This window comes from Flavobacterium cryoconiti, from assembly GCF_048158645.1.
Lineage (GTDB): Bacteria > Bacteroidota > Bacteroidia > Flavobacteriales > Flavobacteriaceae > Flavobacterium > Flavobacterium cryoconiti.
In genome coordinates this window covers 317,096-342,038 of the sequence record NZ_JBLNKW010000003.1, presented here as the reverse complement: position 1 = coordinate 342,038, position 24,943 = coordinate 317,096, and the positions used below count along the sequence as shown (strand labels likewise).

Here is a 24,943-nt window from a genome sequence, read left to right as displayed (position 1 = left end):
GAAATAGCTCCTGAAAAATAAATTTACTTTCAATACCATTATAAAATTTAAATAATTATTTTTGCAACTTCTTAAAATTAAAATTATTACTTAATATATTATGGTAAAAGATTTATTCGAAAGGATTCAAAACAATAAAGGACCATTAGGGAAATGGGCTTCACAAGCAGAAGGATATTTTGTATTTCCAAAATTAGAAGGAGATTTAGGACCAAGAATGAAATTTCAAGGAAAAGAGGTTTTGAACTGGAGTTTGAATGACTATTTAGGTCTTGCAAATCACCCTGAAGTGCGTAAAGCAGATGCGGATGCAGCGTTAGAATATGGTGCAGCTGCTCCAATGGGTGCTCGTATGATGTCAGGTCACACTAAATATCACGAACAATTAGAGAATGAATTGGCTGCTTTTGTAATGAAAGAATCGGCTTATTTATTGAATTTTGGTTACCAAGGAATGGTTTCTATCATTGATGCTTTGGTGACTAGAAATGACGTTATTGTGTATGATGTAGATGGACACGCTTGTATTATTGACGGTGTTCGTTTGCATAGCGGAAAACGTTTTACTTACAAGCACAACGACATTGAAAGTATGGAGAAAAACCTGCAACGTGCCACAAAATTAGCTACTGAACAAGGGGGAGGAATCCTTTTTATTACTGAAGGTGTTTTTGGGATGCGTGGGCAACAAGGAAAGTTGAAAGAGATTGTAGAAATGAAAAAGAAATATAATTTCCGTCTTTTAGTTGATGATGCTCACGGTTTTGGTACACTTGGTAAAACAGGTGCTGGAGCAGGCGAGGAGCAAGGTTGTCAGGATGGAATTGATGTTTATTTCTCAACTTTTGCCAAATCAATGGCGAATATTGGTGCTTTTGTGGCTGCCGATAAAGATATTATCGATTATTTAAAATACAATTTGCGTTCTCAAATGTTTGCGAAAGCATTACCAATGATTCAAACTATTGGTTCTTTGAAACGTTTGCAATTGTTGCGTGACAACCCAGGATTGAAAGACAAATTATGGGAAAATGTAAATGCTTTGCAAGGTGGTTTGAGAAGTAAAGGATTTAATATTGGTGATACCAATACTTGTGTTACACCAGTTTACTTGGAAGGAAGTGTGCCAGAAGCGATGGTGATGGTGAATGACTTAAGAGAGAATTATGGTATTTTCTTGTCAATAGTAATTTATCCGGTAATTCCAAAAGGCATGATTTTATTGCGTGTTATTCCTACTGCACCTCACACTTTGTCAGATATTGACGAAACACTAACGGCTTTTGAAGCGATTCGTGAGAAATTATTAAACGGAACTTACAAAGAAATTGCAGCACGAACTACAGTTGATTTAGATGCTTAGTTTTTAAAATTATTGCAATTTTCAGTTTATAAAAAATCCATCAGCTTTTGTTGATGGATTTTTTTTTAAATCTATCTGACCAATAAAGAGTATATTTATGCAACTTAAATTTAAAGTTTATGAAAAAAATAATTGTATTAGGTGTCGTTTTTATTAATGTTTTTATCTCTTGTAAGAAAGAAAATAAAATAGAAGAAACGCCAATTGCACCAGAAGAAATAGTTGTAGAAGAACCTGTATCCCAAGAATGTTATAGCGCAATTATAAAAAAGGATACGATTTCAATGACTTTGAATATAAAAGGAGATCAATTGACTTCAGGGAAATTAAGTTATAATTTTTATGAGAAAGATAAAAGCTTTGGAACATTAGTTGGGAAAATAAAAGGTGATACGCTTTTTGCTGACTATGCTTTTATGTCCGAAGGTCTTGCCACAGTTCGTCAAGTTGTTTTCTTGAAAAAAGGAAATACTTATGTTGAAGGTTTTGGTAATGTTGTAGATGATAATAAAGGAAAAGTAACTTTTAAAGACACGAAACAATTAAAATTTGACGGGAATATAGTTTTGTCAAAAGTGGATTGCAAAATGTAGTTTATCTTTTAAAAATAAAATTATTTAAAACTAAAAAAATCCATTAGCCTAAGTCAATGGATTTTTAAGTTTTAGTACTAAAATTTAAAGTACTACAAATTCTTTAAAAAAGTACATCTGCGTTTATGAACTACAGGATTAAAATGTTTCCACAAGTTGTGAATGGCAAGGTTATCTGCTAATTCAGGAGTTCTGAAACAATTTACGACACCTTTTTCTTTGAAAGTATGGTAATATTCGTTGAAAATTATTGCAGTAACTGCTTTGTTTTGGTAATCAGGATGCACACCAATCAGATAGAAAATCATATCCTTACTTTGGTTTTTGGCTTTCAGCAAATGAAGGAATCCAAAAGGGAATAATTTTCCTTTTGATTTTTGCAATGCTTCCGAAAATGAAGGCATAACAATACTAAAAGCAACAATATTATGGTCTTTATCTTCTACAAATTTGATGAATTCTGGATTGATAAAACTGATGTATTTTTTCTTGAAATACTCTTTTTGAATGTCAGAAATAGCTACAAAAGACGATAAAGAAGCATAGGATTCGTTGAATAAGTCAAACATTTTATCTACATGTGGCATCACTTCTTTGGTAGTTTTAAAATTAAGCGGACTTAACTGGTACCTTCTTTTTACCAAATCATTTGCCTTTTCAAAAAATTCTGGTTTTACGTTTTCGAAAGGGAATTTACTTTCTAAGTATTTTTTTTCTACGCTATATCCCAATTGCTCAAAATGACTGGCGTAATACGGATGATTGTACCAGGTAATCATGGTTCCTATTTCGTCAAAACCTTCCGTCAAAACGCCAACTTTATCTAAATTAGAAAATCCCATTGGACCTTCAACATGTTCTAGATTGTTTTTTCGACCTAATTCATATACTTTTTCTAAAAGTGCTTTGGTTACTTCGATATCATCGATTACATCAAACCAACCAAAACGCACTTTCTTTTTTTGCTGATCATTCACTTCACTCCAATTGATTATTGCAGCAATTCTACCTACAATTTTGTTGTCTTTGTAGGCGATATAAAAGTAGGCTTCAGCATTTTCAAAAGCAGGATTTTTAGTTTTGTCAAAGGTCTCCAATTCATCAGCAATGATTGGTGGAACCCAGTATTTATTGTTTTTGTATAGAGAAAAAGGGAATTTGATATAATCCGTTAACTCCTTTTTTGTTTTAGCTTCTTGTATTGTAATCATTATTCTTTTTATTGCGTGTTTTCTATTTCGTCTTTGCGTTTTTTATTTTTCTTTTCTGCTTTTTTTACTGATTTTGATTTTTTATTGTCTCCGCTGTCAATGCTCATTCGTACTTCTTGATAATTAGCATCATAACGCCAGGAAAAACCAACTCCGCCATAAAGAATGGAAGGAGTATCTTTGAAATTTGTACTTATTGAAGCATCAATTTGCATGTCCTTGTTTAGTAAATAAGCAGCGCCTCCACGAACAATAGCATCACTGTAAAAATCACTTTTGAAGCCCTGATTTTCTATAAATCCGGACCATTTATCATTGAATCCTCTTGTTAATGTTAATACGTAGCCATAACTGGGATAATCTGTCGAAATATAATCGGCTATGATATTGGTTACAAAAACCCATTTTCCGTCTCCCAAATGGTTTTGTGTAATCAACATTATTTTTGGGGATATGCTGGATTTTGGAGAAAATGAATACGGATTGTCAGCCATTGTAAAATTAGCTCCCGCAAATACGGAAACTGCAGGGATTAATTGGTGCCAATTGAAAGCATGGTTGGCTTTCCAACTGTAAATATTTATTTTTTTTTCGTAATTTTTAAATGGATCGTAAATTAGATATTTAGCTCCTAAAACCGTTTGTTTTAAAGCGGATCGATTGGTGTTATTGAATAGTGTGGTGAATTTCTCGTTTTGGTATTGTAAATCGGCAATCAATTCTAATTTTTCCATGAATAATCCCCATCTTAATGTGGCATCAATCCCAAAACCATTGGCATCATAATTCAATAAATTATGTTTTTCTTTAATGCCGTAAATGCCTGTTTCTATTTGGATTACTGATTTTCCAACTGCAAAAGCAGACATGGTTTCACCGGGTCTGTTAGAGTTGATTTGATCCGTATGCTGTCCATAATGAATACTCGGAATCATAAAAAGGGAAGCAAAAAATAAGATTTTGATTTTGAACATATTATTTTTTTTGGGTTAAAAAGTAATAACGCTTTTCAAATGTACTATATTTTATTATTTATTTAAGAATGATATTTTAATTTTGAATGTTGGATTTGTTAATTTTGCAAAAAATATTTGATTATGCAAACAGCTTCTTTTACGGGTTTTATAGAAACGATATTTTATATTCTGGCTTTCTATTACATTTTTAAATTTTTGGCGAAGTTATTCTTGCCTTTATTAGTTAAGAAAGTAGTGGAGAAAGCGGGACAAAATTTTCAACAGCAACAGCAATATTCACAGGATAATTCTTGGAAAACAACGCAAAGTAAAGACGAGGTGATTTACAATGCTGCGAATGCCAAAAATCCTCGTGAAACCAAAAAAGTAGGAGATTATGTGGATTACGAAGAAATAGATTAAATTTGCCGTAAAACTAAGATCTCATACTTTAAACCAAACTTTCAAAAATTGAAAATAATAAATAAGTTCTATCCGCATGCGCTGGCCATACTTGGTTTTGTGCTCACATCTCTAATCTATTTTTATCCTGTATTGCAAGGAAAACAAATTTCCCAATCGGATATTGCTCAATACACCGGAATGGCAAAGGAGCAAAATGATTTTAGAGCCTCAGATCATGTGGAACCTTATTGGACAAATTCAGCTTTTGGAGGAATGCCAACCTATCAGCTAGGAGCTAATTATCCTCATGATTATATTGGAAAAATTGATGATGCCTTACGGTTTTTACCTCGTCCTGCGGATTATTTATTCCTGTACTTTCTTGGTTTTTATGGGTTAATGTTAGTGTTAAAAATTGACCCTTTGAAAGCTTTTTTCGGTGCATTGGCTTTTGGTTTTTCTACTTATTTGATTATTATACTTGGTGTTGGACATAATGCCAAAGCCCATGCTATTGCTTATATGCCGCTCGTAATTGCCGGCTTTATTTTAGTTTTTCGAAAAAAATACATTTCAGGCGGTTTGCTGACCATGTTTGCTGTGGCATTAGAAATTAATGCCAACCACTTTCAAATGACGTATTATTTGTTGATTTTCTTATTAATCCTTTCAGGTTATTTTATTTATCAGGCAGTAAAAGAGAAGGAATATAAATCATTGTTGTATTCTTTTGGCGTTTTGGCGGTTGCCGGAATTTTTGCTTTGGGTGCAAATGCGACTAATTTATTGGCTACAGCCGAGTATACTAATTTTAGTATACGTGGTAAAAGTGAATTAACCTTTAATCCTGACGGGTCAAAAACGACGAGCAATAGTGCGATGACGCATGATTATATTACAGAATACAGTTATGGGATTGCCGAAAGTTTCAACCTTATTGCTCCAAGACTTTTTGGAGGTTCAAATCATGAAGCTTTAGGTCAAGACAGCGAAATGTATAACTTCATGATCGGTAAAGGTGTACCGGAAGCTCAGGCGAACGATTTTGTTTCGGGAATGCCAACCTATTGGGGTGATCAGCCTATTGTTGCTGCACCAGCTTATATTGGAGCTGTAGTTTTCTTTTTAGGAATCTTAGCTTTGTTTATTGACAAGCGAAAAATTAAATATGTATTTCTTTCCGGAGCACTTCTGGCATTAGTTCTTTCTTGGGGTAAAAATTTCCCTGCTTTGACGGACTTTTTTATTGATCATGTTCCCATGTATGATAAGTTTAGAGCAGTTTCCTCGATACAAGTAGTTTTAGAGTTGTGCTTTCCGGTCCTTGCGATTATGGGATTACAATCTTTTTTCAAATTAGATAAAACGATTCCTAAACTGCAGGAAAAAGCATTATTAGAAACTGGTGTTTTTAGTTTGGGAGTGATTTTGATTTTGTTCTTGTGTAAAAGCCTGTTTAGTTTTTCAGGTGGTAGTGACGAGTATTATTTGCAAAATTATGGGCCAGATTTTATAAACGCACTTAAAGAAGACAGAAAGAGTTTATATTCAGCAGATTTATTGCGTTCCGGTTTCTTTATTTTGCTTTCAGCAGGTGTTTTGTGGTTGTTTATAAAAAATAAATTCGCTCAGAATACGGCTATAATTTTGGTGGGTATTTTAATGATTTTCGATTTATTTTTTGTTGATAAAAAATATGTTTCAGGTAAAGATTTTGTCAACGGAAGAGAGGTAGAAGTACCTTTTCAGGAAACACCTGCTGATGCCCAAATCCTAAAAGATACGACTAATTACAGAGTTTTTGAAGTGGGTGATTTATTAGGTGCTAGAACTTCTTATTTCCATAAATCAATAGGTGGTTATAGTGCTGTAAGGCCTCAAAGAATGCAGCAATTAATTGATTTCCAAATTGCCAAAAACAATATGGAAATTCTTAATATGCTTAATGTTAAGTATGTAATTCAAAAAGATACCACAGGCAATTCTATCCCAACTCAAAATCCAAACACTAATGGAAATGCTTGGTTTGTAAGTCAGGTAAAATTAGTCCCTTCTACTGATGAAGAAATGAAAGCATTGGATAAATTAGATTCTAAAAATGTGGCAGTAGTCAATCAAAAAGAATTTGAAATTAAAAATAAGGCTTTCGTCAAAGACAGTTCGGCTACAATAACTTTGAATTCATACAAACCCAATGATTTAAAATATACTTCGAACAATAGCAATGAAGGATTAGCCGTTTTCTCTGAAATCTATTATGGAAAAGGCTGGAATGCTTATATCGATGGCAAATTGACTCCTCATATAAGAACTGATTATACGCTAAGAGCACTTGTTGTTCCTGCTGGGAAGCATGCTGTTGAATTCAAGTTTGAACCACAAGTTATAAAAACAGGAAGTACAATTGCACTTTTTAGTACAATAGGAATGCTGTTATTGTTAATTGGAGGAATTTATTTAGAGCAGAGAAGAATACAAGAAAATGAGAATAGAATATAAGAATTAGTCTATATGTTTTTCTAAAATTGTACATTTGAATATGAAATCTAAAAGCGAAAATAGATTGACTCAAAAAGAAATTGAAACTTCTGATTTGCAAAAGTTGTACTCTGAAAGGATAGAAAGATTTATGGCTTTGGTTGAGATTTCGTATGCCTTAAAAACTGCACCAAGAATTATTCAGAAAAAATAATGCTTCAAGAAATTTTAGACATTTGGGAAAAACTCAACGAAAACAATGTTCGTTATCTTGAAAGAAATTCCTGTTTATTTTTTAGATTATGATAATTTGATAAAAGCTAAAAAAGCTACAAACAGACCCAAAGATATTTTAGACATTGAAGAGTTAGAAAAGCTAAATAAAAAAAATGATTGAAGATTGTTGATTAACGATTTTGACCCGAGCCTGAAAAAGCGAACAGGCGAAGCATTTCAGAAGTTTTAAGTTAAACTTCTAAACCCTAAACTTCTAAATCTTAAACTTGGAATCAAAGAAAATCTTAATAATCACCTACTATTGGCCACCGGCGGGAGGACCAGGCGTTCAACGTTGGCTTAAGTTTGTAAAATATTTGCCTGATTTTGGAATTCAACCTATTGTATATATTCCTGAGAATCCTACGTATCCAATTGTCGATGAAAATTTAGTAAAAGAAGTTTCGGATAAAGCGATTATTCTAAAACAGAAGATTTTTGAACCCTATCAATTGGCTTCGTTTCTTTCGAAAAACAAAACCAAAAAAATCAGTTCGGGAATTATTCCCAATAAGAAGAAACAAAGTTTTCTTGATAAAACCTTTCTTTGGATTCGCGGAAACCTTTTTATACCTGATGCCCGTGTTTTTTGGGTAAAACCATCGGTTGCTTATTTAGAGAAATATATTAAAGAAAATAATATTGACATCATTGTTACTTCTGGACCGCCGCACAGTTTGCATCTTATTGGATTAGAATTAAAACAAAAATTAGATCTAAAATGGTTTGCTGATTTCAGGGATCCATGGACCACTATTGGGTATCATAAATCGTTGCGATTATCTAATTATGCAGCCAAAAAACACAAAACATTAGAACATTTGGTTTTGAATACAGCTGATACGATTATCGTAACCAGTAAAACTACCAAAACCGAATTTGAAGCCATTACAGCCAAACCAATTGCTGTTATAACGAATGGTTATGATACGGAGAATGTTGAAAAGCAATCTTTGGATTCTAAATTTAGTTTGGCTCATATCGGTTCTTTCCTTTCAGAAAGAAATCCTTTGATACTATGGGATTGTTTGATTGAATTGCTTGATGAAATTCCAGATTTTAAATCCCATTTAGAAATAAAATTAATTGGAGCAGTTAGTCAGGAAGTATTGGAAACCATTACCCAATTTGGATTAAATCCGTATTTGAATAATTTGGGTTATGTTTCACATGCGGAGGCGATTGCACATCAAAGAAAATCACAAGTTTTATTGCTTATTGAAATTGATTCTGAGGATACGAAGAGTATTATTCCTGGTAAATTATTCGAATATATGGTTTCTGGAAGACCAATTGTTGCGATTGGCCCGAGCGGTTCTGATTTTGCCGAAATTATAACAGAAACCAATACAGGTGTGTTTTTTGATTATTCTGAGAAAGTGAAGCTAAAAAGTGTAATTTTGGACTTTTATAATCAGTTTTTGGCAGGAAAATTACAATCGAATGGAGTAGGTTTGCAAAAATATTCCAGAAAGAATCTTACCAAAGAATTAGCACAATTGATTAATTAAAAGAGCAATCTTTTTTGCAACTTTAAATCTTAAACTCCTAAAATGGGAATAGTATTAAATCAGTCTTTAAAGAATACAATAATAACTTATATCGGTTTTGGAATTGGGGCAATAAATACACTTTATTTATATCCTGTTTTTCTCGGAGCAACATATTATGCGTTGACGAATTATGTTCTTTCGGCTGCAAATGTTATTATGCCTTTATTTGCGATTGGTATGCAAAACACTCTTGTGAAATTTTATGCACAATATGAAACCGAAGAGGAGCGATCACAGTTTTTATCTTTTACAATATTATTCCCATTATTAATGTGTATTCCTTTAGGAATAATTGGATTCTTTTTCTTTGATGAGATTTCATTTTTTATTTCTAAGAAAAATGCTGTCGTAAAAGATTTTATTTGGCTTATCCCGTTTACAGGATTGTGTATGGCTTATTTTGAAATATTTTATGCTTGGGCAAGAGTGCACATGTTTTCTGTTTTTGGAAATTTTATCAAGGAAGTAGGTCTGCGTTTATTTTCTTTATTTATATTGATTGGAGTTTACTTTCATTGGATAACGGTTGTTGATTTTGTATATATTACTGCCGGTATTTATTTCTTAGCTTTTATTGTTACTATGCTATATGCATTTTATATAAAGAAGCCAGTTTTTCAATTCTCGATTCCACACAATGTAAAAGGTATAATGGAATACACTTTTTATATTATTTTATCCGGAAGTGTGGCCAATTTACTTTTGGATGGCGATAAAATTATTTTGAACCAATACATGAAGATCGAGAATATTGCGTATTATTCGGTTGCTACTTATATAGCTTTGGTCATATCAGTTCCAAGTCGTGCCATGCATCAAATTGTTTATCCCATTACTGCAAAGTTAATGCACGAGAATAAACATGACGAACTAAATAGCTTATATAAAAAAACATCAATCAATTTGCAAATTGTGGGTGGTTTTGTAATGTTATGCATTTTTGTAAATATCAATCAATTGTATGAAATGGTACCAAAAGAATATAGTGGCGGTATTTTGGTCGTTTTTATGATTGGAATTTCTAAATATTTTGACTTGATGTTGGGTAATAACAATGCTATAATATTTAATACCAAATACTATAGGGCAGTCCTGTTTTTAGGCGTTTTTTTAGTGATTTTGACAATAGGATTGAACATGATTTTTATTCCAATATATGGAATTATCGGATCAGCTTTTGCCACTTTATTATCAATCACTCTGTATAGTTTAGCCAAATTACTTTTTGTGGTCAAACGCTTGGATTTGTTTCCTTTTACGAATCAGACGTTGCATTCTATGGCAATTACTTTTGTTTTGTTTTTGTTGTTTTATTTTTGGGAATTTCCTTTAAATCCAATAATTGCTATAGGATTAAAATCTATTTTGGTAACTATTTTATATGTTTATCTTAATTATAAATTTGTTGTTTCAACTGAAATAAATCAAGTTCTTGATACTGTTTTGAAAAAGTTGAAAATAAAAATATAATAAAATTAAGAGTTCTTTAACTGAAGTAATTGTTTCAATACTAAAAGGAATAATTCTTTTTTCAAGAATAACCTAATTCATGCTTGAATTATATTTTCTCCTTTTTAATCCATTTATTACAAATTTTCCATTTCCCATAATACAGTAATGTTTCTAATCTTCTAGTTTAGAAAAGGTTTTGATTTTAATACTGTAAATTTTATAAGTTTATCCAAATATTTTATAAGGTTTTAGCACTTTTTTAAAAATACATTTGTAGTGTATTTTGATAGTTAGAGTATGAGATTTTAAGTGTTTAGCATTTGGGCAAAAATCACCAAAAGTGGGTATTGTGCAAATTAGATTGAACTCCTAATTTTGTTTTTAATTATTTGAATTAATTAATTGGAGTAGATAGGATTAATTGGCTAAGAATAAAAACAGAAATTATGAAAATTAACCACATGACTAACGAAGAAAATTTACAAAAATTTTCAAATATCATTGCTAATAAAATTCATAATGGATTTATTATTACAGAAAGAAATGATAAATTACCTTTTGCGATTTTATCAAAAGGAGGAAAAGAAGTTGATCACACTTTCAATTTTTTACTTTGTTGTATTACACTAGGTTTGTGGTCAGTTGCTTGGGTTTATTTAACCTATGTAGCTTCTAAAGAAAAAAAGATATTGATTGCCATCGATGAGGATGGAAATACCTTTGAAGAAAAATGCTATTCAGAATAGATTTTTATAATTTATCCTTTAGGTATTTTCCAGTAATTGATTTTTTTATTTTTACAATTTCTTCAGGAGTTCCCACTGCTAATAATTTGCCTCCATTTTCTCCTCCTTCGGGACCTAAATCAATAATCCAGTCTGCACATTTTATAAGGTCAAGGTTGTGTTCAATCACAATTATCGAATGTCCTTTGTCTATTAAAGCATCAAATGAAGCCAATAATTTCTTGATATCATGAAAATGCAATCCTGTGGTTGGTTCGTCAAATACAAAAAGCGCTTTGTCTTTTGTAGCGCCTTTCACTAAGAATGAAGCCAGTTTTATACGTTGTGCTTCACCACCTGATAATGTAGAAGAGGATTGTCCTAGTTGTACATATCCTAATCCAACATCTTGCAACGGTTGTAGCTTTTGAGTGATTTTAGCTTGCTTATTGGCTATAAAAAACGCAATGGCATCATCAATAGTCATAGTGAGTATATCATGTATGTTTTTGCCTTCAAAAGCTACTTCCAAGACTTCTTTCTTAAAGCGTTTCCCATTGCAGGTTTCACAAGGTAATTGTACATCAGCCATGAAAACCATTTCTACATTTATAGAACCTTCTCCTTTGCAGGTTTCACATCTTCCTCCGTCAACATTAAAAGAAAAATGTTTGGCTTGGTATCCTCTTATTTTTGATAATTTTTCCTTGGCGTACAATTCCCTAATATCGTCATAAGCCTTAATATATGTTACTGGATTAGAACGAGAACTTCTTCCAATTGGGTTTTGGTCCACGTATTCAATATGTTTAATTTGAGAAAATGAACCGGTCATTTCAGTAAATTGACCCGCTTTTTCGCCTGCATTTTCCAGTTTTTTTTGCATAGCAGGAAACAAAATTTTCTTTACAAGCGTGCTTTTTCCACTTCCAGAAACTCCTGTAATAACGGTCAATACGTCCAAAGGAAAAGTCACATCAATATTTTGCAGATTGTTTTCTCTGGCGCCTTTTATTTCTATAAAATTCTTGAAGGGTCTTCGTTTTTTTGGAACAGTAATTTCTAAATCGCCATTCAGATATTTTGCTGTAAGTGAAGTTGATTTTAGGATTTCGTCATACGTTCCTTGGGCAACTAAATTACCACCTAAAGTTCCCGCTTCCGGACCAATATCGATAATCATATCAGCAGCTTTCATTATGTCTTCATCATGTTCGACTACAATAACAGTATTGCCTAAATCACGAAGAGACAATAATACTTTTATGAGGCGTTCTGTATCTTTTGGGTGTAAACCAATGCTGGGTTCGTCTAGAATATACATGGATCCAACCAAGCTACTTCCTAATGAGGTTGCTAAATTGATACGTTGAGATTCCCCACCGGAAAGTGTTGCTGAATTTCTATTTAAAGTAAGATAATCTAAACCAACTTCGGTTAAAAACGATAATCTATTATTAATTTCCAATAATAGTCGTTTTGCAATTTGCTTTTCGTAAACATCTAAGTCAATATTTTGAAAAAAAGTAACCAAATGCTTAATAGGTAAATCAACTAAATCAGAAACTGTTTTATCATTAATTTTTACGTAAGAAGCTTCTATTCGCAAGCGTTTTCCTTTGCAGGAATGGCATTTGGTTTTTCCACGGTAACGAGAAAGCATCACACGGTTTTGAATCTTATAATTTTTTTCTTCCAGTTCCTTAAAGAAATCATTCAGACCTTGAAAATAGGTGTTTCCATTCCAAATCAATTCTTTTTGATCTTCGGATAATTGATAAAAAGGTTTGTGAATAGGAAAGTCAAATTTATAGGCGTTGTTTACTAATTCATCTCTAAACCAGCTCATACTTTCACCTCTCCATGGGAAAATAGCATTCTCAAATATGGATAAGGTCGTATTTGGCACTACTAATTCAGCATCAATTCCTATTATATTTCCGTATCCTTCACATACAGGACAAGCACCATAAGGATTGTTGAAACTGAATAAATGTACATTAGGTTCCAAGAAATTAATTCCGTCCAATTCGAAATTATTAGAATAAGAAAAACTTTTATCCGAATTTAATTCTTGCAAATAACAAATTCCTTTTCCTTCAAAAAAAGCGGTTTGAACAGCATCAGCCAATCGATTGTAGAATTCTTCTTCTCCCGAAGTTTCGGGATTGATAACAATTCGATCAATAATGAGCTTTATGTCTTTATTGTCTAAAGAATGTTGGTCGATTTCATCTAATCGAACCATTTCATTATTAACTTGAATCCTAGCAAAACCTTGTTGTAAAAGTACCTTTAGTTTGTCTTCCAGTTTTCGGCCTTCTTCCAGATTAATAGGAGCAAGTAGTAACCATTTGCTGTCAATGTCAAATTTTTTCACATCGTTTACCACATCGGTAACCGTATTTTTCTTTACTTCTCGTCCGGAAATAGGAGAATAGGTACGTCCAATTCTAGCAAATAATAATTTTATATAATCGTAAATTTCTGTTGAAGTTCCTACTGTAGAACGTGCATTTGTTGTGTTTACTTTTTGTTCAATAGCAATTGCAGGAGCAATTCCTTTGATGTATTCCACTTTTGGTTTGTCTAACCGACCAAGAAATTGTCGTGCATAGGATGATAAACTTTCTACATAACGGCGTTGTCCTTCGGCATATAAAGTATCAAATGCCAGACTTGATTTCCCTGATCCGGAAAGTCCTGTGATAACAACTAATTTATTTCGAGGAATCGCAACATCTACATTTTTTAAGTTATGTACTTGTGCGCCTTTTATAATAATATTTTTCTTAGGATCTAATTTAGAAAGGTCAACTTGCATAAAAACAATTAATTTTCACAAAAGTAATCAATTTTCATCGGAGAAAAGAGGTTGAACAAATCACAAATTTTGGATTATTAATGGAGGGAAATAAGAAATGCTATTCTCAGGATATTTTGTATCTATTAAATTTCTTGTTAAATATTTTTTTCAGGTGTATTTTTTTAATTTTTCAAATAGCATTTTTTTAATTGAAACAAGCTTTTATCTGATAATACCATTGCTTTTCCCCCTTCAACGTAAAAACTGCGTATATATTTTAACATTTTTATTTTTGAGATGTTAATTTTTCTTAATTTAATTTGCTTGTTAAAATAATTATTTGCTAAATTTGAAGAATATAATAACCCTAATTAAGCATTAGCCTATACTACAAAACTACTTTTTAGAGAAAAATCTCCATTTTAATTAAAAACTAAAAAGTATAACTATGGCTAATACACAACTTCCAGACGCATTATTGGTGCAGGATTATGTTGCAGGTAATGAAGATGCCTTAGCTTCATTAATCAAAAGACACGAATCAAAAATTTATGGTTTTATATATTCAAAAATCTCCGATAGAGATATTTCGAATGATATTTTTCAAGATACCTTTATTAAGGTAATAAGAACCTTAAAATCAAATTCCTATAATGAAGAAGGAAAGTTCTTACCGTGGGTAATGAGAATTTCTCATAATCTTATTGTTGATCATTATCGAAAAACAAAAAAAATGCCCATGTTCAGAGAAACAGAGGAATTTTCTATTTTTTCAATAATGTCTGATGATTCTCTTACAATAGAAAATAAGCTAATCGCAGAGCAAGTTGAAATGGATTTGAAGAAACTTATCGAAGAACTTCCAATTGACCAAAAAGAAGTCTTGGTCATGCGAATGTATCAGGATATGAGTTTTAAAGAAATTTCTGAGGTAACAGGTGTAAGTATAAATACTGCTTTGGGCAGAATGCGTTATGCATTAATGAATATGAGGAAAGTTATTGATAAACATCAAATTGTTTTGACTAATTAACAATAAATTGAAACTTGCTCCGTTGTAATATAAAAACAAATTTATTACAATATGGCAAAAATTTACTCTAAAAAATCATTACTTTCTAAGAAGATGAAGCCCGAGAAAGAAATCGTTTCTTTTTTATTGAATTATTCAAAAGCGTTAAGCATAATAAAAATAGAAGATAAAAATTTCGAAATTATAGCGAATTAAAAACAGTCAATTTAGGTATTGGATGTTATTGTATTGAAAAAATTTAAGCTACAATTTTAGTACTTGAATTATTAAATTGCACTAATTTTATTTAAAATTAGTGCAATTTTTTATTTAGAAACGGGATGCTTTTTATAGTAATCATCTATAACTGATTTTCTTCCAATCGTTTTGGTGATAATATCTTTATCTAAATCCCAACCTCGTGCTGGCGAATATTCCCGACCATACCAAATGATTTCTAAATGCAGATCATTCCATAATTCCTCTGGAAAAATACGTTTAGCATCTTTTTCTGTTTGAACCACATTTTTTCCATTAGTCAAATTCCATCGATACATTAATCGATGAATATGGGTGTCTACAGGAAAAGCTGGAACGCCAAAAGCCTGAGACATGACCACACTTGCCGTTTTATGCCCCACAGCCGGTAATTCTTCTAAAAACTCAAAACTTTGAGGTACTTTCCCGCCGTGTTTGTCAATTAAAATATGAGATAAACCATGAATTCCCTTTGATTTCATTGGTGACAAGCCACAAGGTCGTATGATTTCCTTAATTTCTTCCACGGACATTTTAATCATATCATACGGATTATCAGCTTTCGCAAAAAGCAAAGGCGTAATTTGATTCACGCGAACATCAGTACATTGTGCTGAAAGTAAAACAGCAATCAGTAAAGTATAAGGATCCTTATGGTCTAACGGAATAGGAATCGTTGGATATAATTCTTTTAACGTATTTATAACAAACGTTACACGTTCTTGTTTATTCATTATTCAGTAAATTTGATTTGTAAAGAAAAACAATTTCAATCTTAATAACAAAATTCAATTTCAATTCGAACAAATAAAAAATATAAATAATGACAACATTAAAAAAAGGAGATAAAGCACCTGATTTTTCTGCTCTTGACCAAGATGGAAAATCACATCAATTAGCTGATTATAAAGGGAAAAAACTAGTTGTTTTCTTTTATCCAAAAGCTAATACTCCAGGATGCACCGCTGAAGCTTGTGATTTAAGAGATAATTTTGAACGTTTCAAAGCGAATAATTATGAACTACTTGGCGTAAGTGCTGATCCACAAAAAGCTCAAGCAAAATTCAAGGAGAAATATGATTTTCCTTTTCCATTATTGGCTGATGAAGATAAATCAGTAATTCAGGCGTTTGGAGTTTGGGGACCTAAAAAATTCATGGGAAAAGAATATGACGGAATTCATAGAACTACTTTCGTCATTGATGAAAACGGCATTATTGATGAGGTAATCTCTGATGTTAAAACTAAAGCACATGCCGCTCAGATATTAAAATAAGTTTTTCATATTTAAGAAAAAAAGCCAAGAAAGTAATTTTAAATACTTCCTTGGCTTTTTTATTTATTAAGATTTCAATTTGAAATTTATAATCTGAATATTAGTTATTACTTTCATTCAAAATTTTACTTGGGTCATACCCAAAAAGATGATGCTCTTTAATGATTTCTGCAATACCAGAAGGAAGCATGCTTTCCCATCCTGCTGTTCCATGACTAATCATTTTTAGAACCTCACGAGAGAAAACTTCAAGATTTTCAGGATCATAGTCATTAATGTCAACCACTTTCCCATTAAATTTAAAGAATTTATATAATTCTTTCATTCTTGGATGTACTTTTAAAGTATCGGATGTAATAATTTCTCCATTTTCCCCTATCATTGGATACAAGAATACTTTCATATCGCGATAAAATAATTTTCCGAAAGCTTCTAGAATTCCACCACTTAAATGACGGTAGTATTTCTCATCAAATATATCAACCAAGTTATTTACACCCATGGCTAATCCCATTCTGGCTTTAGTATAATTGGCAAAATATTCAACTACTTTATAATATTCTTGAAAATTAGAAATCATTACCGTTTGTCCCAGTGAACAAAGCAATTCAGCTCTGTCCATGAAATCTCTTTCATCAATTTCACCATCCGAACGTAAGTTGGACAAAGTGATTTCAAAGATTACAAGTGTATTTTCTTTTTCAACTTTATTTTCTTCAAGGAACATTTTTAATGATTTCTCATACATGTCCATGTTAACTTTAGTAACGGGACGAAAACTTCCTCTTAAAGCGAGTATATTTTTTTTGTAAAGAATAGCAGCAGGAAGTATGTTTTTGCCTTCAGGATCAAACATAACCGCATCAGTCATTCCGTTTTTTACTAATTGTAAACTCATCAAACGATTATCTACATCAGCAAAACGGGGACCTGAAAAATTAATGGTATCTATTTCCAGCTGATCTTTATCTAAATGGTCATATAAATAGCGCAATAAACGTTTAGGATCATTATATTTATAATAAGCACCATAGATTAAGTTTACGCCAAGAATACCAAGGGTTTCTTGTTGTAATCTCGCATCGGTTTCTTTGAAACGAATGTGAAGGATTATTTCGTTGTAAGCTTCGTCTGGTTCAATTTGATATCGAATACCTACCCAGCCGTGACCTTTAAATTGTTTGGCAAAGTCTATCGTAGCTACAGTATTAGCATAACTAAAAAACATTTTATTAGGATGTTTTTCTCTGCTTAACCGTTCTTCGATTAATTGCCCCTCAAAAGTCAGCATTTTTTTAAGTCGACTTTCCGTTACATAACGTCCATCACCTTCTATACCGTACACAGCATCACTAAAATCTTTGTCATAGGCTGACATCGCTTTTGCTATAGTACCAGAAGAACCTCCCGATCTAAAAAAATGTCTTACAGTTTCTTGCCCAGCACCAATTTCTGCGAAGGTTCCGTAAATATTTTCATTTAAATTAATACGGAGTGCTTTGTCTTTTATGGAAGGAATTTGCTCGATGACTTTGTCACCTTTTAGTTTTATTTCAGTACCCATTTTATTTTAAATATGGCTAATATGTTACAAAGTTAGTTAAATAGGTTTCTAATGAAAGATAATTAACCCTATTTTTGTAAAAAAAAATAATAGAGTTGAAGGTATATTTTTTAGGCACTGGTACATCACAAGGAATTCCAATCATTGGAAGTAATCATCCAGTATGTAAAAGCACTGATTTTAAGGATAAAAGGCTTCGGGTTTCAGTTTGGGTTTCATGGGAAAATCATTCATACGTTATCGATTGCGGACCTGATTTTAGACAGCAAATGCTTTCTTCAAATTGTCAAAAAGTAGACGGAATCCTATTTACTCATGAACATTCAGATCATACTGCTGGTTTGGATGATATTCGTCCCTTCAATTTTAAACAAGGTGAGATTCCAATTTATGCCCATCAAAGGGTAATTGATAATCTAAAAAGACGTTTCGATTATGTTTTTGAAACCGTAAATAGATATCCTGGCGCACCTTCTGTAAAAACTGTTGAGGTTGTCAATAATCAACCTTTTTCCATTGGCAATAAAACTGTGATTCCTATAGACGTGATGCATGCAGGGCTTCAGGTTTTTGGGTATAGAATAGATGATTTTGCCTATTTGACAGATGTGAAAACAATTGAAGAAAGCGAAATAGAAAAACTAAAAAATCTAAAAGTATTGGTGATAAACGCTTTGCGCGAAGAATCTCATATTGCGCATTTCAATTTACAGGAAGCGTTAGATTTTATAACTTTGGTTCAACCTGAAAAAGCCTATATTACTCATATCAGTCACATTCTTGGTTTTCATGAAGAAGTACAAAAAAGACTTCCAAAAAATGTTTTCCTGGCTTATGACAATCTACAAATTACAATTTAATTAATCTTAAAAATGAAAAAATCATTATTTCTTTACGCTCTTATTCTTGCTATACTTATGAATATTTATACTTATATGTTCTTGAGTAAGGAAGTAACTTTTGAACAAGATAGATATAAAAAAGTAACTACAAAGTTGAAAGACAGCTTGAATTCGGTTAAAGATAAATTAGTTGATGCCAATTATTTTTCTTTGGAAAAAAATGAAAATGCTCAAAATTATTTTGAATCTTCAAATTCTGGAAAGATAATTCAATATGAAAAATTGATTCCTGTTGTTACAGAAAAATTATTGGACTATAATTCAAATCCTAATGGAAATCCTTACGTAGGTCAGGATAAAATAGGGGCTAATAAATTTATTATCAATAAAGTTAAAATTCTAAACCACCGATGGATTATTGCTGATTTTAGTGATGGTGAAATTTGGGGAGAAGTATTATTGAAATACTTTGTCAATCCAGATGACAGTATTTCTTTTGAAGTGAATCAATCGCTTTTATATCAGAAATAAAGTATCAAGTTTTCAGTCACAGTATTCACTGCGACTGAAAACTAACACTAATTTTCAAGAAGCCAATTTTTGAAATCATAAAAATTTTGTGGTGCTACACCATGACCTACAGGATATTCTTTGTAGGTAGAGTGGATGCCTAATTTTTCCAGAAATGGTTTTGTTTTTCGGGCCCATTCCACTGGGATTACCTGATCAACAGTTCCATGTGAATGGAATATTTTAAGTTTTGTGAAATCGTTTCTTAAATAATTTTCTTCCAAAATAGGTTCACTTACATAACCGCTCAATGCAACTACCCTTTGCACTTTATCAGGATGTGATAATGCGATTGCATAACTTAAAATGGAGCCTTGGCTGAAGCCAACCAAAGTCACATTTTTAGCATCAATTGGATAGGTTTGAATTAATTCGTCAATAAATTGAGCGATTAAATCCCTAGAAACTTTTGCTTGTTCATGATCTGAAAATTTATTTTCGTCAGCATCAAAATTGATGGCGTACCAAGCATAAGCACCATATTGCATGTTATATGGAGCTCTTGCTGAAATAATGTAATATTCTTCAGGAAGTTCAGTTGCAAACGAAAATAAGTCTTCCTCGTTGCTGCCGTAACCATGTAATAAAAGTAAAAGAGGATTTTTTTCTAATTTTATTTTAGGTTCTCGGATTTTATATTCTAAAGATAAATTCATTTGATTATGATATGTTTTTAAGCCATTTTTGGAAATAAGTACCTAATAAAGGAACTGGTTTTGTTTCGCCTTTTATAGCACTGGTAATACCATAGGACCATAAAACAAATACAAAAATCCACATAGGGGCAGAAATCATTAAGCTGTCAAAATTATTGACAATTAATCCTAATGATATAAAGGTTAAAGTGAGTCCTAATCCCTGGCGGATGTGGAATGAAGCAAAAGTATTTTTGTCTTCGGAATTCATTGACATCGCTATAAATACACCAATTCCTAAGATATAACTTGTAATTGCAGCAGTTTTTCCTGCTTCGATAGTGTTATTCATGTTTTTTATTTTTTCTCACTTTGGGTTTTTGCGAGATTTTTTATTTATGCTAAAATTAATTTTCCTTGATTCACAATCCCGTGAACTTTTCCCTTAATTTCTGTTCCCAGAAAAGCGGAGTTTTTTGATTTCGATAAAATGGATGATTTTGTAAAAATGCTTTTAGGTTCCGGGTTGAATAGCGTAATGTTAGCTTTTGAGCCTTCATTAATGGTTTGTATATCGATACCAAAAGTTGATTTTCCCGATGTTAATTTCTCTATCACGGTTTCTAATGGCAATACTGTCATTAAAGCACCAAAAGCGCTTTCTAAACCAATTGTCCCATTTTTGGCGGTATCAAACTCCATTTTTTTATGTTCGATGTCAATTGGATTATGGTCGGAAGTAATCATGTCAATCGTTCCGTCTTTTATTCCTTTCAACAACGCTTTTCTATCTGTTTCTGTTCGGAGTGGTGGAGAAACTTTATATCTTGTATCGAATTCTTCCAGTTTTTCATCTGTTAAAACTAAATTATGGACTGCGACACTACACGTTACATTCAATCCATTGGATTTAGCCTCTTTAATTAATTGAACTGATTTTTTGGTAGAAATAGTCGGAATGTGTAATTTTCCTCCGGTGTATTCTAACAGAAATAAATTTCGTGCGATTTGTAATTCTTCGGCAAGATTTGGAATTCCTTTTAAGCCTAATCGCGTAGAAACAATTCCTTCATTAGCGACTCCGTTTCCTTTTATGTTTTCGTCTTGGGCAAATGCAATCACTAATCCATCAAAATCCTGAACGTATTGTAAGGCTATTTTTAGCAAATTAGCATTGTTCAAACTTTTAGTATAATCGCCAAAAGCAATTGCACCCGCTTTTTTCATATCGTATAATTCCGCCATGTCTTTTCCTTCACTTTGTTTTGTCAAAGCACCAATAGGGAAAAGTTGAGTTGCAAATCCATGCGCTTTGTTTACCACAAAATTCACTTGGGATTGATTGTCAATAATAGGGTACGAGTTGGGTTGTAATGCAATTGCGGTAAATCCGCTTTTGGCTGCTACATCAAGTCCGTTTGAAATGGTTTCTCGGTCTTCAAAACCAGGTTCTCCAAGGGAAACGCTACTGTCAAACCAGCCTTGTGATACATGCAAATTATCGAGTTTTACTTCATCTGCTTTTTCTAAATTGGGAAGCGATTTACCAATTTTTTTTATAAAACCATCAACAATTAAAATATCTACAGTCTTGTTATGAAAAGGACTTTTCGAATCGATAATTTTTGCTTCTCTGATGATTATATTCATAATGATTGTTTAATTATTTGAAATTCGGCTTTACTTTACGAACCGTATAATTGCCATTTCGGTTAGTAGAAATAACAGTGCAAAGATAACAAACCATTTCCAAATTTGATTATCAGTTCTGTCAGTTTGTAAAGTGTCAAAAAAGGATGTTATAGATTCGGCTGTTTTATAATTTGAAACGATATTTTCATTGGCTGCAGCCAAATTGCTTTCGGTTCTATTGTAATTAAAACTGATGTTTTCTACCCACTCTTTTTTATTGTAAATGCTATAATTTCCTGCTTGTTCCGGATAATAATTGAAAATCATTTTCACTTTATTATTCAAAATTTGTTGAATAGGAATAAATTGTTCGTCTGTACCTTTAACAGTTAAAATGTCGTCTTTATTTAAAGAAGCGTCTGTGAAATGTGGATTGTTATTTCCTATTATCAAAGCACTTATACCATTGTTTTGATTGTTCATTGCCATTTTATAAAAAGTAGGTACAATCAATGGCGATTGTTGGAAATTTGAATTTAGCGTATTAATTGGTGCCGAGAAAATAAAAACTGCTGCGGCCGAATTTGCTATTGAAGTCAGGAAAATACTTTGGTCTTCATAGGATAAAGCAGATGGACTGGAACTCGATAAAGCAAACGAACTTTTTGTTTTTGGATATTGAAAATTAGTGACTTTATTTTCGAAAACGGTATTGAATACAGGATGATTAAAATTGATTTTAGTAATCAGCTTTTCTTTGTTTTCTAATGAGTTGAATTTGATATTCCCAAAATTCATCAAAAATGAATTCAAATTAGAAACCGAAGCCACAGCCGAAGGAATCACAATTAAATTGCCGCCTTTTTCCGCAAAAGATTTTAAAGTGGTTTGCAGCGCTTGTGGAATTTCATCCAATTCATTTAAAACTATCGTATTTTGCTCTTCCAGTTTGTTGTAATCCAGTGAACCTAAAGTGTAATTATTAAAATTGAATTCTTCAGGTGTATAAATTCGGGAAAGAAAGTTGCTTTTTTCTGGCTCACCAATGCTGATTACGTTCGTTTTCTTCGTTTTTGAAATGCTGAAAAATAAAGTGTTGTCATAACTCAAACCATTGTTAACAATAGAAACATAACCATGAAAGGCTTGTTTTGGAATTGTAAAATTGATGTTTTTTTTCTTTGAATCTAAAGTTACTATCGTCTTCGCAATAAGTTTGTTGTCATTATATAAAGAGATAGGAATTGGATTGAACTCTTCACCATAACTGGACAGTTGGACGCTAATTTCATAAAAATTATCTTGTGTTTTATTGATAAAAACACTGTCAATAGAAACGTTATTTTTTTGTTCCGCTTTCGGGATTATGAATTGGGGTGTGTTTTCTTTGTCACTATTTTTCAATTGTTTTTCATCAAGTCCTACTGCATCCGTAATGATAACAATATCTTTTTTAAAAGCTGATTTATGTGCTTTTATTTTTGCCATTATAGCAGTGAGCTGAAAAGGCGCAGCGCTGTATTTTAGGTTTTGTAAAGAACTTCGAACTGACTTTATATCTGTATTCCAATAATTATCAGAATTGGTTAGCAAAGAAAAATTTACATTTGCCGGTGTTTCTTCCAGTAATTCCTGAACAGTTCGTTTTAGTAATTCCCCTTTTTTTCCTTTGGCTTGCATGCTAAAAGAATTATCCAAAATAATATATAATTCATTAGTGGCGTTTTTGCTGTCTTTTGAATCGAAAAAAGGTTGCGCAAATGCTATAATAATAGAAGTGAGCAATAATAAACGGCAGGAGAGAAGCAGCCATTTTTTGATTTTGGAGCTTTTTCTGGTTTGTATTGAAAGTGCTTTTAAGAAACGAACATTAGTAAAATATTCTTTTTTGAAACGTCGTAATTGAAATAAATGAACCAAAATTGGTACAATCAATAAGAATAGAAAGTATAGAATTTCGGGATGTTTAAAATGCATTTTTATTTCAAGTTTACTTCACTGGATTTTATTTTCAATGGAGTTCATTGAATTTTATGAATCAAAAATACAAATTTGTATACAGTTTTTGGTGATGTTGTTATAATTTTTCAAAGGAACAAACAATTGGCATTGATTCTAAAATATTTATGTATTTTAGCTTTTCAATAAAATTTAAAAACATGAAAAATTCGTATGTTGTTCTTCTTTTAATTTTCATTTTAACAAGCGTGCAAGCACAAAAAAACAAATTCAATTTGCTAATTGGAACTTATACCAACAGCTGTGAAAGTAAAGGAATTTACACCTATGATTTTGATACAAATACAGGCGGTTTTAATCTTAAAAGTGCTACTGAAAATGTTGTAAATCCAAGTTATTTGACGGTTTCTAAAAATAATAATTATGTTTATTCAGTAAATGAAAATGGCGCTGAAAGTATGGTGAGTTCTTTTGGTTATAATGCTTCAAGTGGAAAATTAAGCTTAATTAATAAACAAAGTTCCAAAGGAGCCGATCCTTGTTATATTATTAATGATGATAAAAATGTCATTGTGGCCAATTATTCTGGGGGTAATATTTCAGTTTTTGGCAAAAATAGCGATGGAAGTATTTCTGAAGCAAAACAGGTAGTACAACACTTTGGAAAAGGAATTAATGCACAAAGACAAGAGGGTCCTCACGTTCACATGGTTCATTTTTCTCCAGATAGAAAGTTTGTTTTATCTAATGATTTAGGGACTGATAAAGTGTTTTCGTACCAATACAATCCAAACTCTGCGAATGAAGTTTTGAAAATTAAAGATAGTATTTCAGTAAAATCAGGAAGTGGGCCAAGACATTTAACGTTTAGTAATGACGGAAAATTTGTTTACTTATTGCAAGAATTGGATGGAACGTTAACTGTTTTCAGTTATTCAAACGGATTGTTGAAAAAAATAGAAGAGACTACTATTTTAGCAAAAAACTTCAAAGGAACTTTTGGGTCTGCTGATATTCACATTTCGCCTGATGGTAAATTTTTATATGCTACCAATAGAGGAGAAGCAAATACTATTTCAATCTTTAAAATTCTAAAAAACGGAAAATTACTATCGAAAGGACAAACAAGTACTTTGGGAAAAGGACCTAGGAATTTCGTGATTGATCCAACTGGAAAATTTCTTTTGGTAGGGCATCAATACACAAATGATGTTGTGATTTTTAAAAGGAATGTAACTACAGGAACACTTACTGATACTGGAAAAAGAATCGCTTTATGTTCTCCGGTTTGTTTGGTTTTTACAAAGATTTAAACTTGAAAATTCAATAAGGTTAAAATAAAAAAGGCTAAAAATGATTGTCATTTTTAGCCTTTTT

General features: G+C 31.9%; 24 protein-coding genes. 15 read left to right on the top strand and 9 right to left on the bottom strand.

The genetic code is table 11. The features are described 5' to 3' along the window. Positions 1 to 100: 100 nt before the first annotated feature. Entirely contained in the window at positions 101 to 1,363 is a 1,263-nt protein-coding gene (locus ACM55H_RS06675; RefSeq protein WP_416835779.1) for an aminotransferase class I/II-fold pyridoxal phosphate-dependent enzyme, read from the top strand. Positions 1,364 to 1,482: 119 nt separating this feature from the next. Continuing rightward, positions 1,483 to 1,956, top strand: a complete 474-nt coding sequence (locus ACM55H_RS06670; protein WP_416835778.1) for a hypothetical protein — start codon at positions 1,483 to 1,485, stop codon at positions 1,954 to 1,956. Between the two features lie 92 nt (positions 1,957 to 2,048). On the opposite strand, the gene ACM55H_RS06665 is transcribed toward ACM55H_RS06670, so the two are convergent. Both ACM55H_RS06665 and ACM55H_RS06660 read right to left on the bottom strand, forming a co-directional pair. Then, positions 2,049 to 3,167, bottom strand: a complete 1,119-nt coding sequence (locus ACM55H_RS06665; protein ID WP_416835777.1) for a GTP cyclohydrolase — start codon at positions 3,165 to 3,167, stop codon at positions 2,049 to 2,051. 8 nt (positions 3,168 to 3,175) lie between these two features. Next, the gene (locus ACM55H_RS06660) at positions 3,176 to 4,141 is read right to left on the bottom strand and encodes a transporter (protein ID WP_416835776.1); all 966 of its coding nucleotides are present in this window, start codon (positions 4,139 to 4,141) and stop codon (positions 3,176 to 3,178) included. A 123-nt stretch (positions 4,142 to 4,264) separates the two neighbouring features. Between ACM55H_RS06660 and ACM55H_RS06655 the strand changes: the two genes are divergently transcribed. The 7 genes from ACM55H_RS06655 to ACM55H_RS06625 all read left to right on the top strand — a co-directional run bounded on the left by ACM55H_RS06655 (position 4,265) and on the right by ACM55H_RS06625 (position 11,033). After that, a complete protein-coding gene (locus ACM55H_RS06655; RefSeq protein ID WP_035670903.1) occupies positions 4,265 to 4,546 on the top strand; it encodes a DUF4834 family protein in 282 nt (93 codons plus the stop codon). Positions 4,547 to 4,594: 48 nt separating this feature from the next. After that, a complete protein-coding gene (locus ACM55H_RS06650; RefSeq protein WP_416835775.1) occupies positions 4,595 to 7,027 on the top strand; it encodes a YfhO family protein in 2,433 nt (810 codons plus the stop codon). A gap of 40 nt (positions 7,028 to 7,067) precedes the next feature. Continuing rightward, positions 7,068 to 7,220 carry a hypothetical protein gene (locus ACM55H_RS06645; RefSeq protein WP_416835774.1) on the top strand — a complete coding sequence of 51 codons (153 nt, stop codon included), beginning with the start codon at positions 7,068 to 7,070 and terminating at the stop codon, positions 7,218 to 7,220. Positions 7,221 to 7,277: 57 nt separating this feature from the next. Beyond that, positions 7,278 to 7,403 (top strand): hypothetical protein, encoded by a 126-nt coding sequence (locus tag ACM55H_RS06640; protein WP_416835773.1) that lies wholly within the window; start codon positions 7,278 to 7,280, stop codon positions 7,401 to 7,403. A 106-nt stretch (positions 7,404 to 7,509) separates the two neighbouring features. Further along, positions 7,510 to 8,793 (top strand): glycosyltransferase family 4 protein, encoded by a 1,284-nt coding sequence (locus ACM55H_RS06635; protein WP_416835772.1) that lies wholly within the window; start codon positions 7,510 to 7,512, stop codon positions 8,791 to 8,793. 42 nt (positions 8,794 to 8,835) lie between these two features. Beyond that, positions 8,836 to 10,305 carry a lipopolysaccharide biosynthesis protein gene (locus ACM55H_RS06630; protein WP_416835771.1) on the top strand — a complete coding sequence of 490 codons (1,470 nt, stop codon included), beginning with the start codon at positions 8,836 to 8,838 and terminating at the stop codon, positions 10,303 to 10,305. A gap of 428 nt (positions 10,306 to 10,733) precedes the next feature. After that, the gene (locus tag ACM55H_RS06625; protein ID WP_416835770.1) at positions 10,734 to 11,033 is read left to right on the top strand and encodes a hypothetical protein; all 300 of its coding nucleotides are present in this window, start codon (positions 10,734 to 10,736) and stop codon (positions 11,031 to 11,033) included. 4 nt (positions 11,034 to 11,037) lie between these two features. On the opposite strand, the gene uvrA is transcribed toward ACM55H_RS06625, so the two are convergent. Then, positions 11,038 to 13,836, bottom strand: coding sequence for an excinuclease ABC subunit UvrA (uvrA, locus tag ACM55H_RS06620; RefSeq protein WP_416835769.1), 2,799 nt, complete (start codon positions 13,834 to 13,836; stop codon positions 11,038 to 11,040). Positions 13,837 to 14,266: 430 nt separating this feature from the next. Here uvrA and ACM55H_RS06615 point away from each other — a divergent pair, with 430 nt between their 5' ends. Beyond that, a complete protein-coding gene (locus ACM55H_RS06615; protein WP_039107547.1) occupies positions 14,267 to 14,851 on the top strand; it encodes an RNA polymerase sigma factor in 585 nt (194 codons plus the stop codon). A gap of 51 nt (positions 14,852 to 14,902) precedes the next feature. After that, a complete protein-coding gene (locus ACM55H_RS06610; RefSeq protein ID WP_416835768.1) occupies positions 14,903 to 15,046 on the top strand; it encodes a hypothetical protein in 144 nt (47 codons plus the stop codon). Between the two features lie 110 nt (positions 15,047 to 15,156). On the opposite strand, the gene ACM55H_RS06605 is transcribed toward ACM55H_RS06610, so the two are convergent. Then, a complete protein-coding gene (locus ACM55H_RS06605; RefSeq protein WP_416835767.1) occupies positions 15,157 to 15,822 on the bottom strand; it encodes an endonuclease III domain-containing protein in 666 nt (221 codons plus the stop codon). A gap of 89 nt (positions 15,823 to 15,911) precedes the next feature. Here ACM55H_RS06605 and bcp point away from each other — a divergent pair, with 89 nt between their 5' ends. Next, positions 15,912 to 16,364, top strand: coding sequence for a thioredoxin-dependent thiol peroxidase (bcp, locus tag ACM55H_RS06600; protein WP_416835766.1), 453 nt, complete (start codon positions 15,912 to 15,914; stop codon positions 16,362 to 16,364). Positions 16,365 to 16,464: 100 nt separating this feature from the next. Here bcp and ACM55H_RS06595 read toward each other — a convergent pair whose 3' ends face one another. Next, positions 16,465 to 17,928 (bottom strand): TonB-dependent receptor, encoded by a 1,464-nt coding sequence (locus ACM55H_RS06595; protein ID WP_416835765.1) that lies wholly within the window; start codon positions 17,926 to 17,928, stop codon positions 16,465 to 16,467. Positions 17,929 to 18,023: 95 nt separating this feature from the next. Here ACM55H_RS06595 and ACM55H_RS06590 point away from each other — a divergent pair, with 95 nt between their 5' ends. Then, positions 18,024 to 18,788 (top strand): MBL fold metallo-hydrolase, encoded by a 765-nt coding sequence (locus tag ACM55H_RS06590; protein WP_416835764.1) that lies wholly within the window; start codon positions 18,024 to 18,026, stop codon positions 18,786 to 18,788. Between the two features lie 12 nt (positions 18,789 to 18,800). Beyond that, the gene (locus ACM55H_RS06585; protein ID WP_416835763.1) at positions 18,801 to 19,301 is read left to right on the top strand and encodes a hypothetical protein; all 501 of its coding nucleotides are present in this window, start codon (positions 18,801 to 18,803) and stop codon (positions 19,299 to 19,301) included. 47 nt (positions 19,302 to 19,348) lie between these two features. Here ACM55H_RS06585 and ACM55H_RS06580 read toward each other — a convergent pair whose 3' ends face one another. The 4 genes from ACM55H_RS06580 to ACM55H_RS06565 are packed head-to-tail and all read right to left on the bottom strand — an operon-like array spanning position 19,349 to position 23,584. After that, on the bottom strand, positions 19,349 to 19,996 hold the full coding sequence (locus tag ACM55H_RS06580; protein ID WP_416835762.1) for an alpha/beta hydrolase: 648 nt from the start codon (positions 19,994 to 19,996) through the stop codon (positions 19,349 to 19,351). Positions 19,997 to 20,000: 4 nt separating this feature from the next. Continuing rightward, positions 20,001 to 20,327: a hypothetical protein gene (locus ACM55H_RS06575; RefSeq protein ID WP_416835761.1), complete on the bottom strand. Its 327-nt coding sequence runs from the start codon at positions 20,325 to 20,327 to the stop codon at positions 20,001 to 20,003. Positions 20,328 to 20,371: 44 nt separating this feature from the next. Beyond that, positions 20,372 to 21,625, bottom strand: coding sequence for a dihydroorotase (locus ACM55H_RS06570; RefSeq protein WP_416835760.1), 1,254 nt, complete (start codon positions 21,623 to 21,625; stop codon positions 20,372 to 20,374). Between the two features lie 30 nt (positions 21,626 to 21,655). Beyond that, a complete protein-coding gene (locus ACM55H_RS06565; RefSeq protein ID WP_416835759.1) occupies positions 21,656 to 23,584 on the bottom strand; it encodes a BatA domain-containing protein in 1,929 nt (642 codons plus the stop codon). Positions 23,585 to 23,766: 182 nt separating this feature from the next. Between ACM55H_RS06565 and ACM55H_RS06560 the strand changes: the two genes are divergently transcribed. Then, positions 23,767 to 24,879, top strand: a complete 1,113-nt coding sequence (locus ACM55H_RS06560; RefSeq protein ID WP_416835758.1) for a lactonase family protein — start codon at positions 23,767 to 23,769, stop codon at positions 24,877 to 24,879. The last annotated feature ends 64 nt before the right edge of the window (positions 24,880 to 24,943 follow it).

What these genes read in the sequence shown, in the direction of transcription:
- ACM55H_RS06675 (WP_416835779.1), top strand. Translation starts at nt 101, where the DNA reads ATGGTAAAAGATTTATTCGAAAGGATTCAAAACAATAAAGGACCATTA.
- ACM55H_RS06670 (WP_416835778.1), top strand. Translation starts at nt 1,483, where the DNA reads ATGAAAAAAATAATTGTATTAGGTGTCGTTTTTATTAATGTTTTTATC.
- ACM55H_RS06665 (WP_416835777.1), bottom strand. Translation starts at nt 3,167, where the DNA reads ATGATTACAATACAAGAAGCTAAAACAAAAAAGGAGTTAACGGATTAT.
- ACM55H_RS06660 (WP_416835776.1), bottom strand. Translation starts at nt 4,141, where the DNA reads ATGTTCAAAATCAAAATCTTATTTTTTGCTTCCCTTTTTATGATTCCG.
- ACM55H_RS06655 (WP_035670903.1), top strand. Translation starts at nt 4,265, where the DNA reads ATGCAAACAGCTTCTTTTACGGGTTTTATAGAAACGATATTTTATATT.
- ACM55H_RS06645 (WP_416835774.1), top strand. Translation starts at nt 7,068, where the DNA reads ATGAAATCTAAAAGCGAAAATAGATTGACTCAAAAAGAAATTGAAACT.
- ACM55H_RS06630 (WP_416835771.1), top strand. Translation starts at nt 8,836, where the DNA reads ATGGGAATAGTATTAAATCAGTCTTTAAAGAATACAATAATAACTTAT.
- ACM55H_RS06625 (WP_416835770.1), top strand. Translation starts at nt 10,734, where the DNA reads ATGAAAATTAACCACATGACTAACGAAGAAAATTTACAAAAATTTTCA.
- uvrA (WP_416835769.1), bottom strand. Translation starts at nt 13,836, where the DNA reads ATGCAAGTTGACCTTTCTAAATTAGATCCTAAGAAAAATATTATTATA.
- ACM55H_RS06615 (WP_039107547.1), top strand. Translation starts at nt 14,267, where the DNA reads ATGGCTAATACACAACTTCCAGACGCATTATTGGTGCAGGATTATGTT.
- ACM55H_RS06610 (WP_416835768.1), top strand. Translation starts at nt 14,903, where the DNA reads ATGGCAAAAATTTACTCTAAAAAATCATTACTTTCTAAGAAGATGAAG.
- ACM55H_RS06605 (WP_416835767.1), bottom strand. Translation starts at nt 15,822, where the DNA reads ATGAATAAACAAGAACGTGTAACGTTTGTTATAAATACGTTAAAAGAA.
- bcp (WP_416835766.1), top strand. Translation starts at nt 15,912, where the DNA reads ATGACAACATTAAAAAAAGGAGATAAAGCACCTGATTTTTCTGCTCTT.
- ACM55H_RS06595 (WP_416835765.1), bottom strand. Translation starts at nt 17,928, where the DNA reads ATGGGTACTGAAATAAAACTAAAAGGTGACAAAGTCATCGAGCAAATT.
- ACM55H_RS06585 (WP_416835763.1), top strand. Translation starts at nt 18,801, where the DNA reads ATGAAAAAATCATTATTTCTTTACGCTCTTATTCTTGCTATACTTATG.
- ACM55H_RS06580 (WP_416835762.1), bottom strand. Translation starts at nt 19,996, where the DNA reads ATGAATTTATCTTTAGAATATAAAATCCGAGAACCTAAAATAAAATTA.
- ACM55H_RS06575 (WP_416835761.1), bottom strand. Translation starts at nt 20,327, where the DNA reads ATGAATAACACTATCGAAGCAGGAAAAACTGCTGCAATTACAAGTTAT.
- ACM55H_RS06570 (WP_416835760.1), bottom strand. Translation starts at nt 21,625, where the DNA reads ATGAATATAATCATCAGAGAAGCAAAAATTATCGATTCGAAAAGTCCT.
- ACM55H_RS06565 (WP_416835759.1), bottom strand. Translation starts at nt 23,584, where the DNA reads ATGCATTTTAAACATCCCGAAATTCTATACTTTCTATTCTTATTGATT.
- ACM55H_RS06560 (WP_416835758.1), top strand. Translation starts at nt 23,767, where the DNA reads ATGAAAAATTCGTATGTTGTTCTTCTTTTAATTTTCATTTTAACAAGC.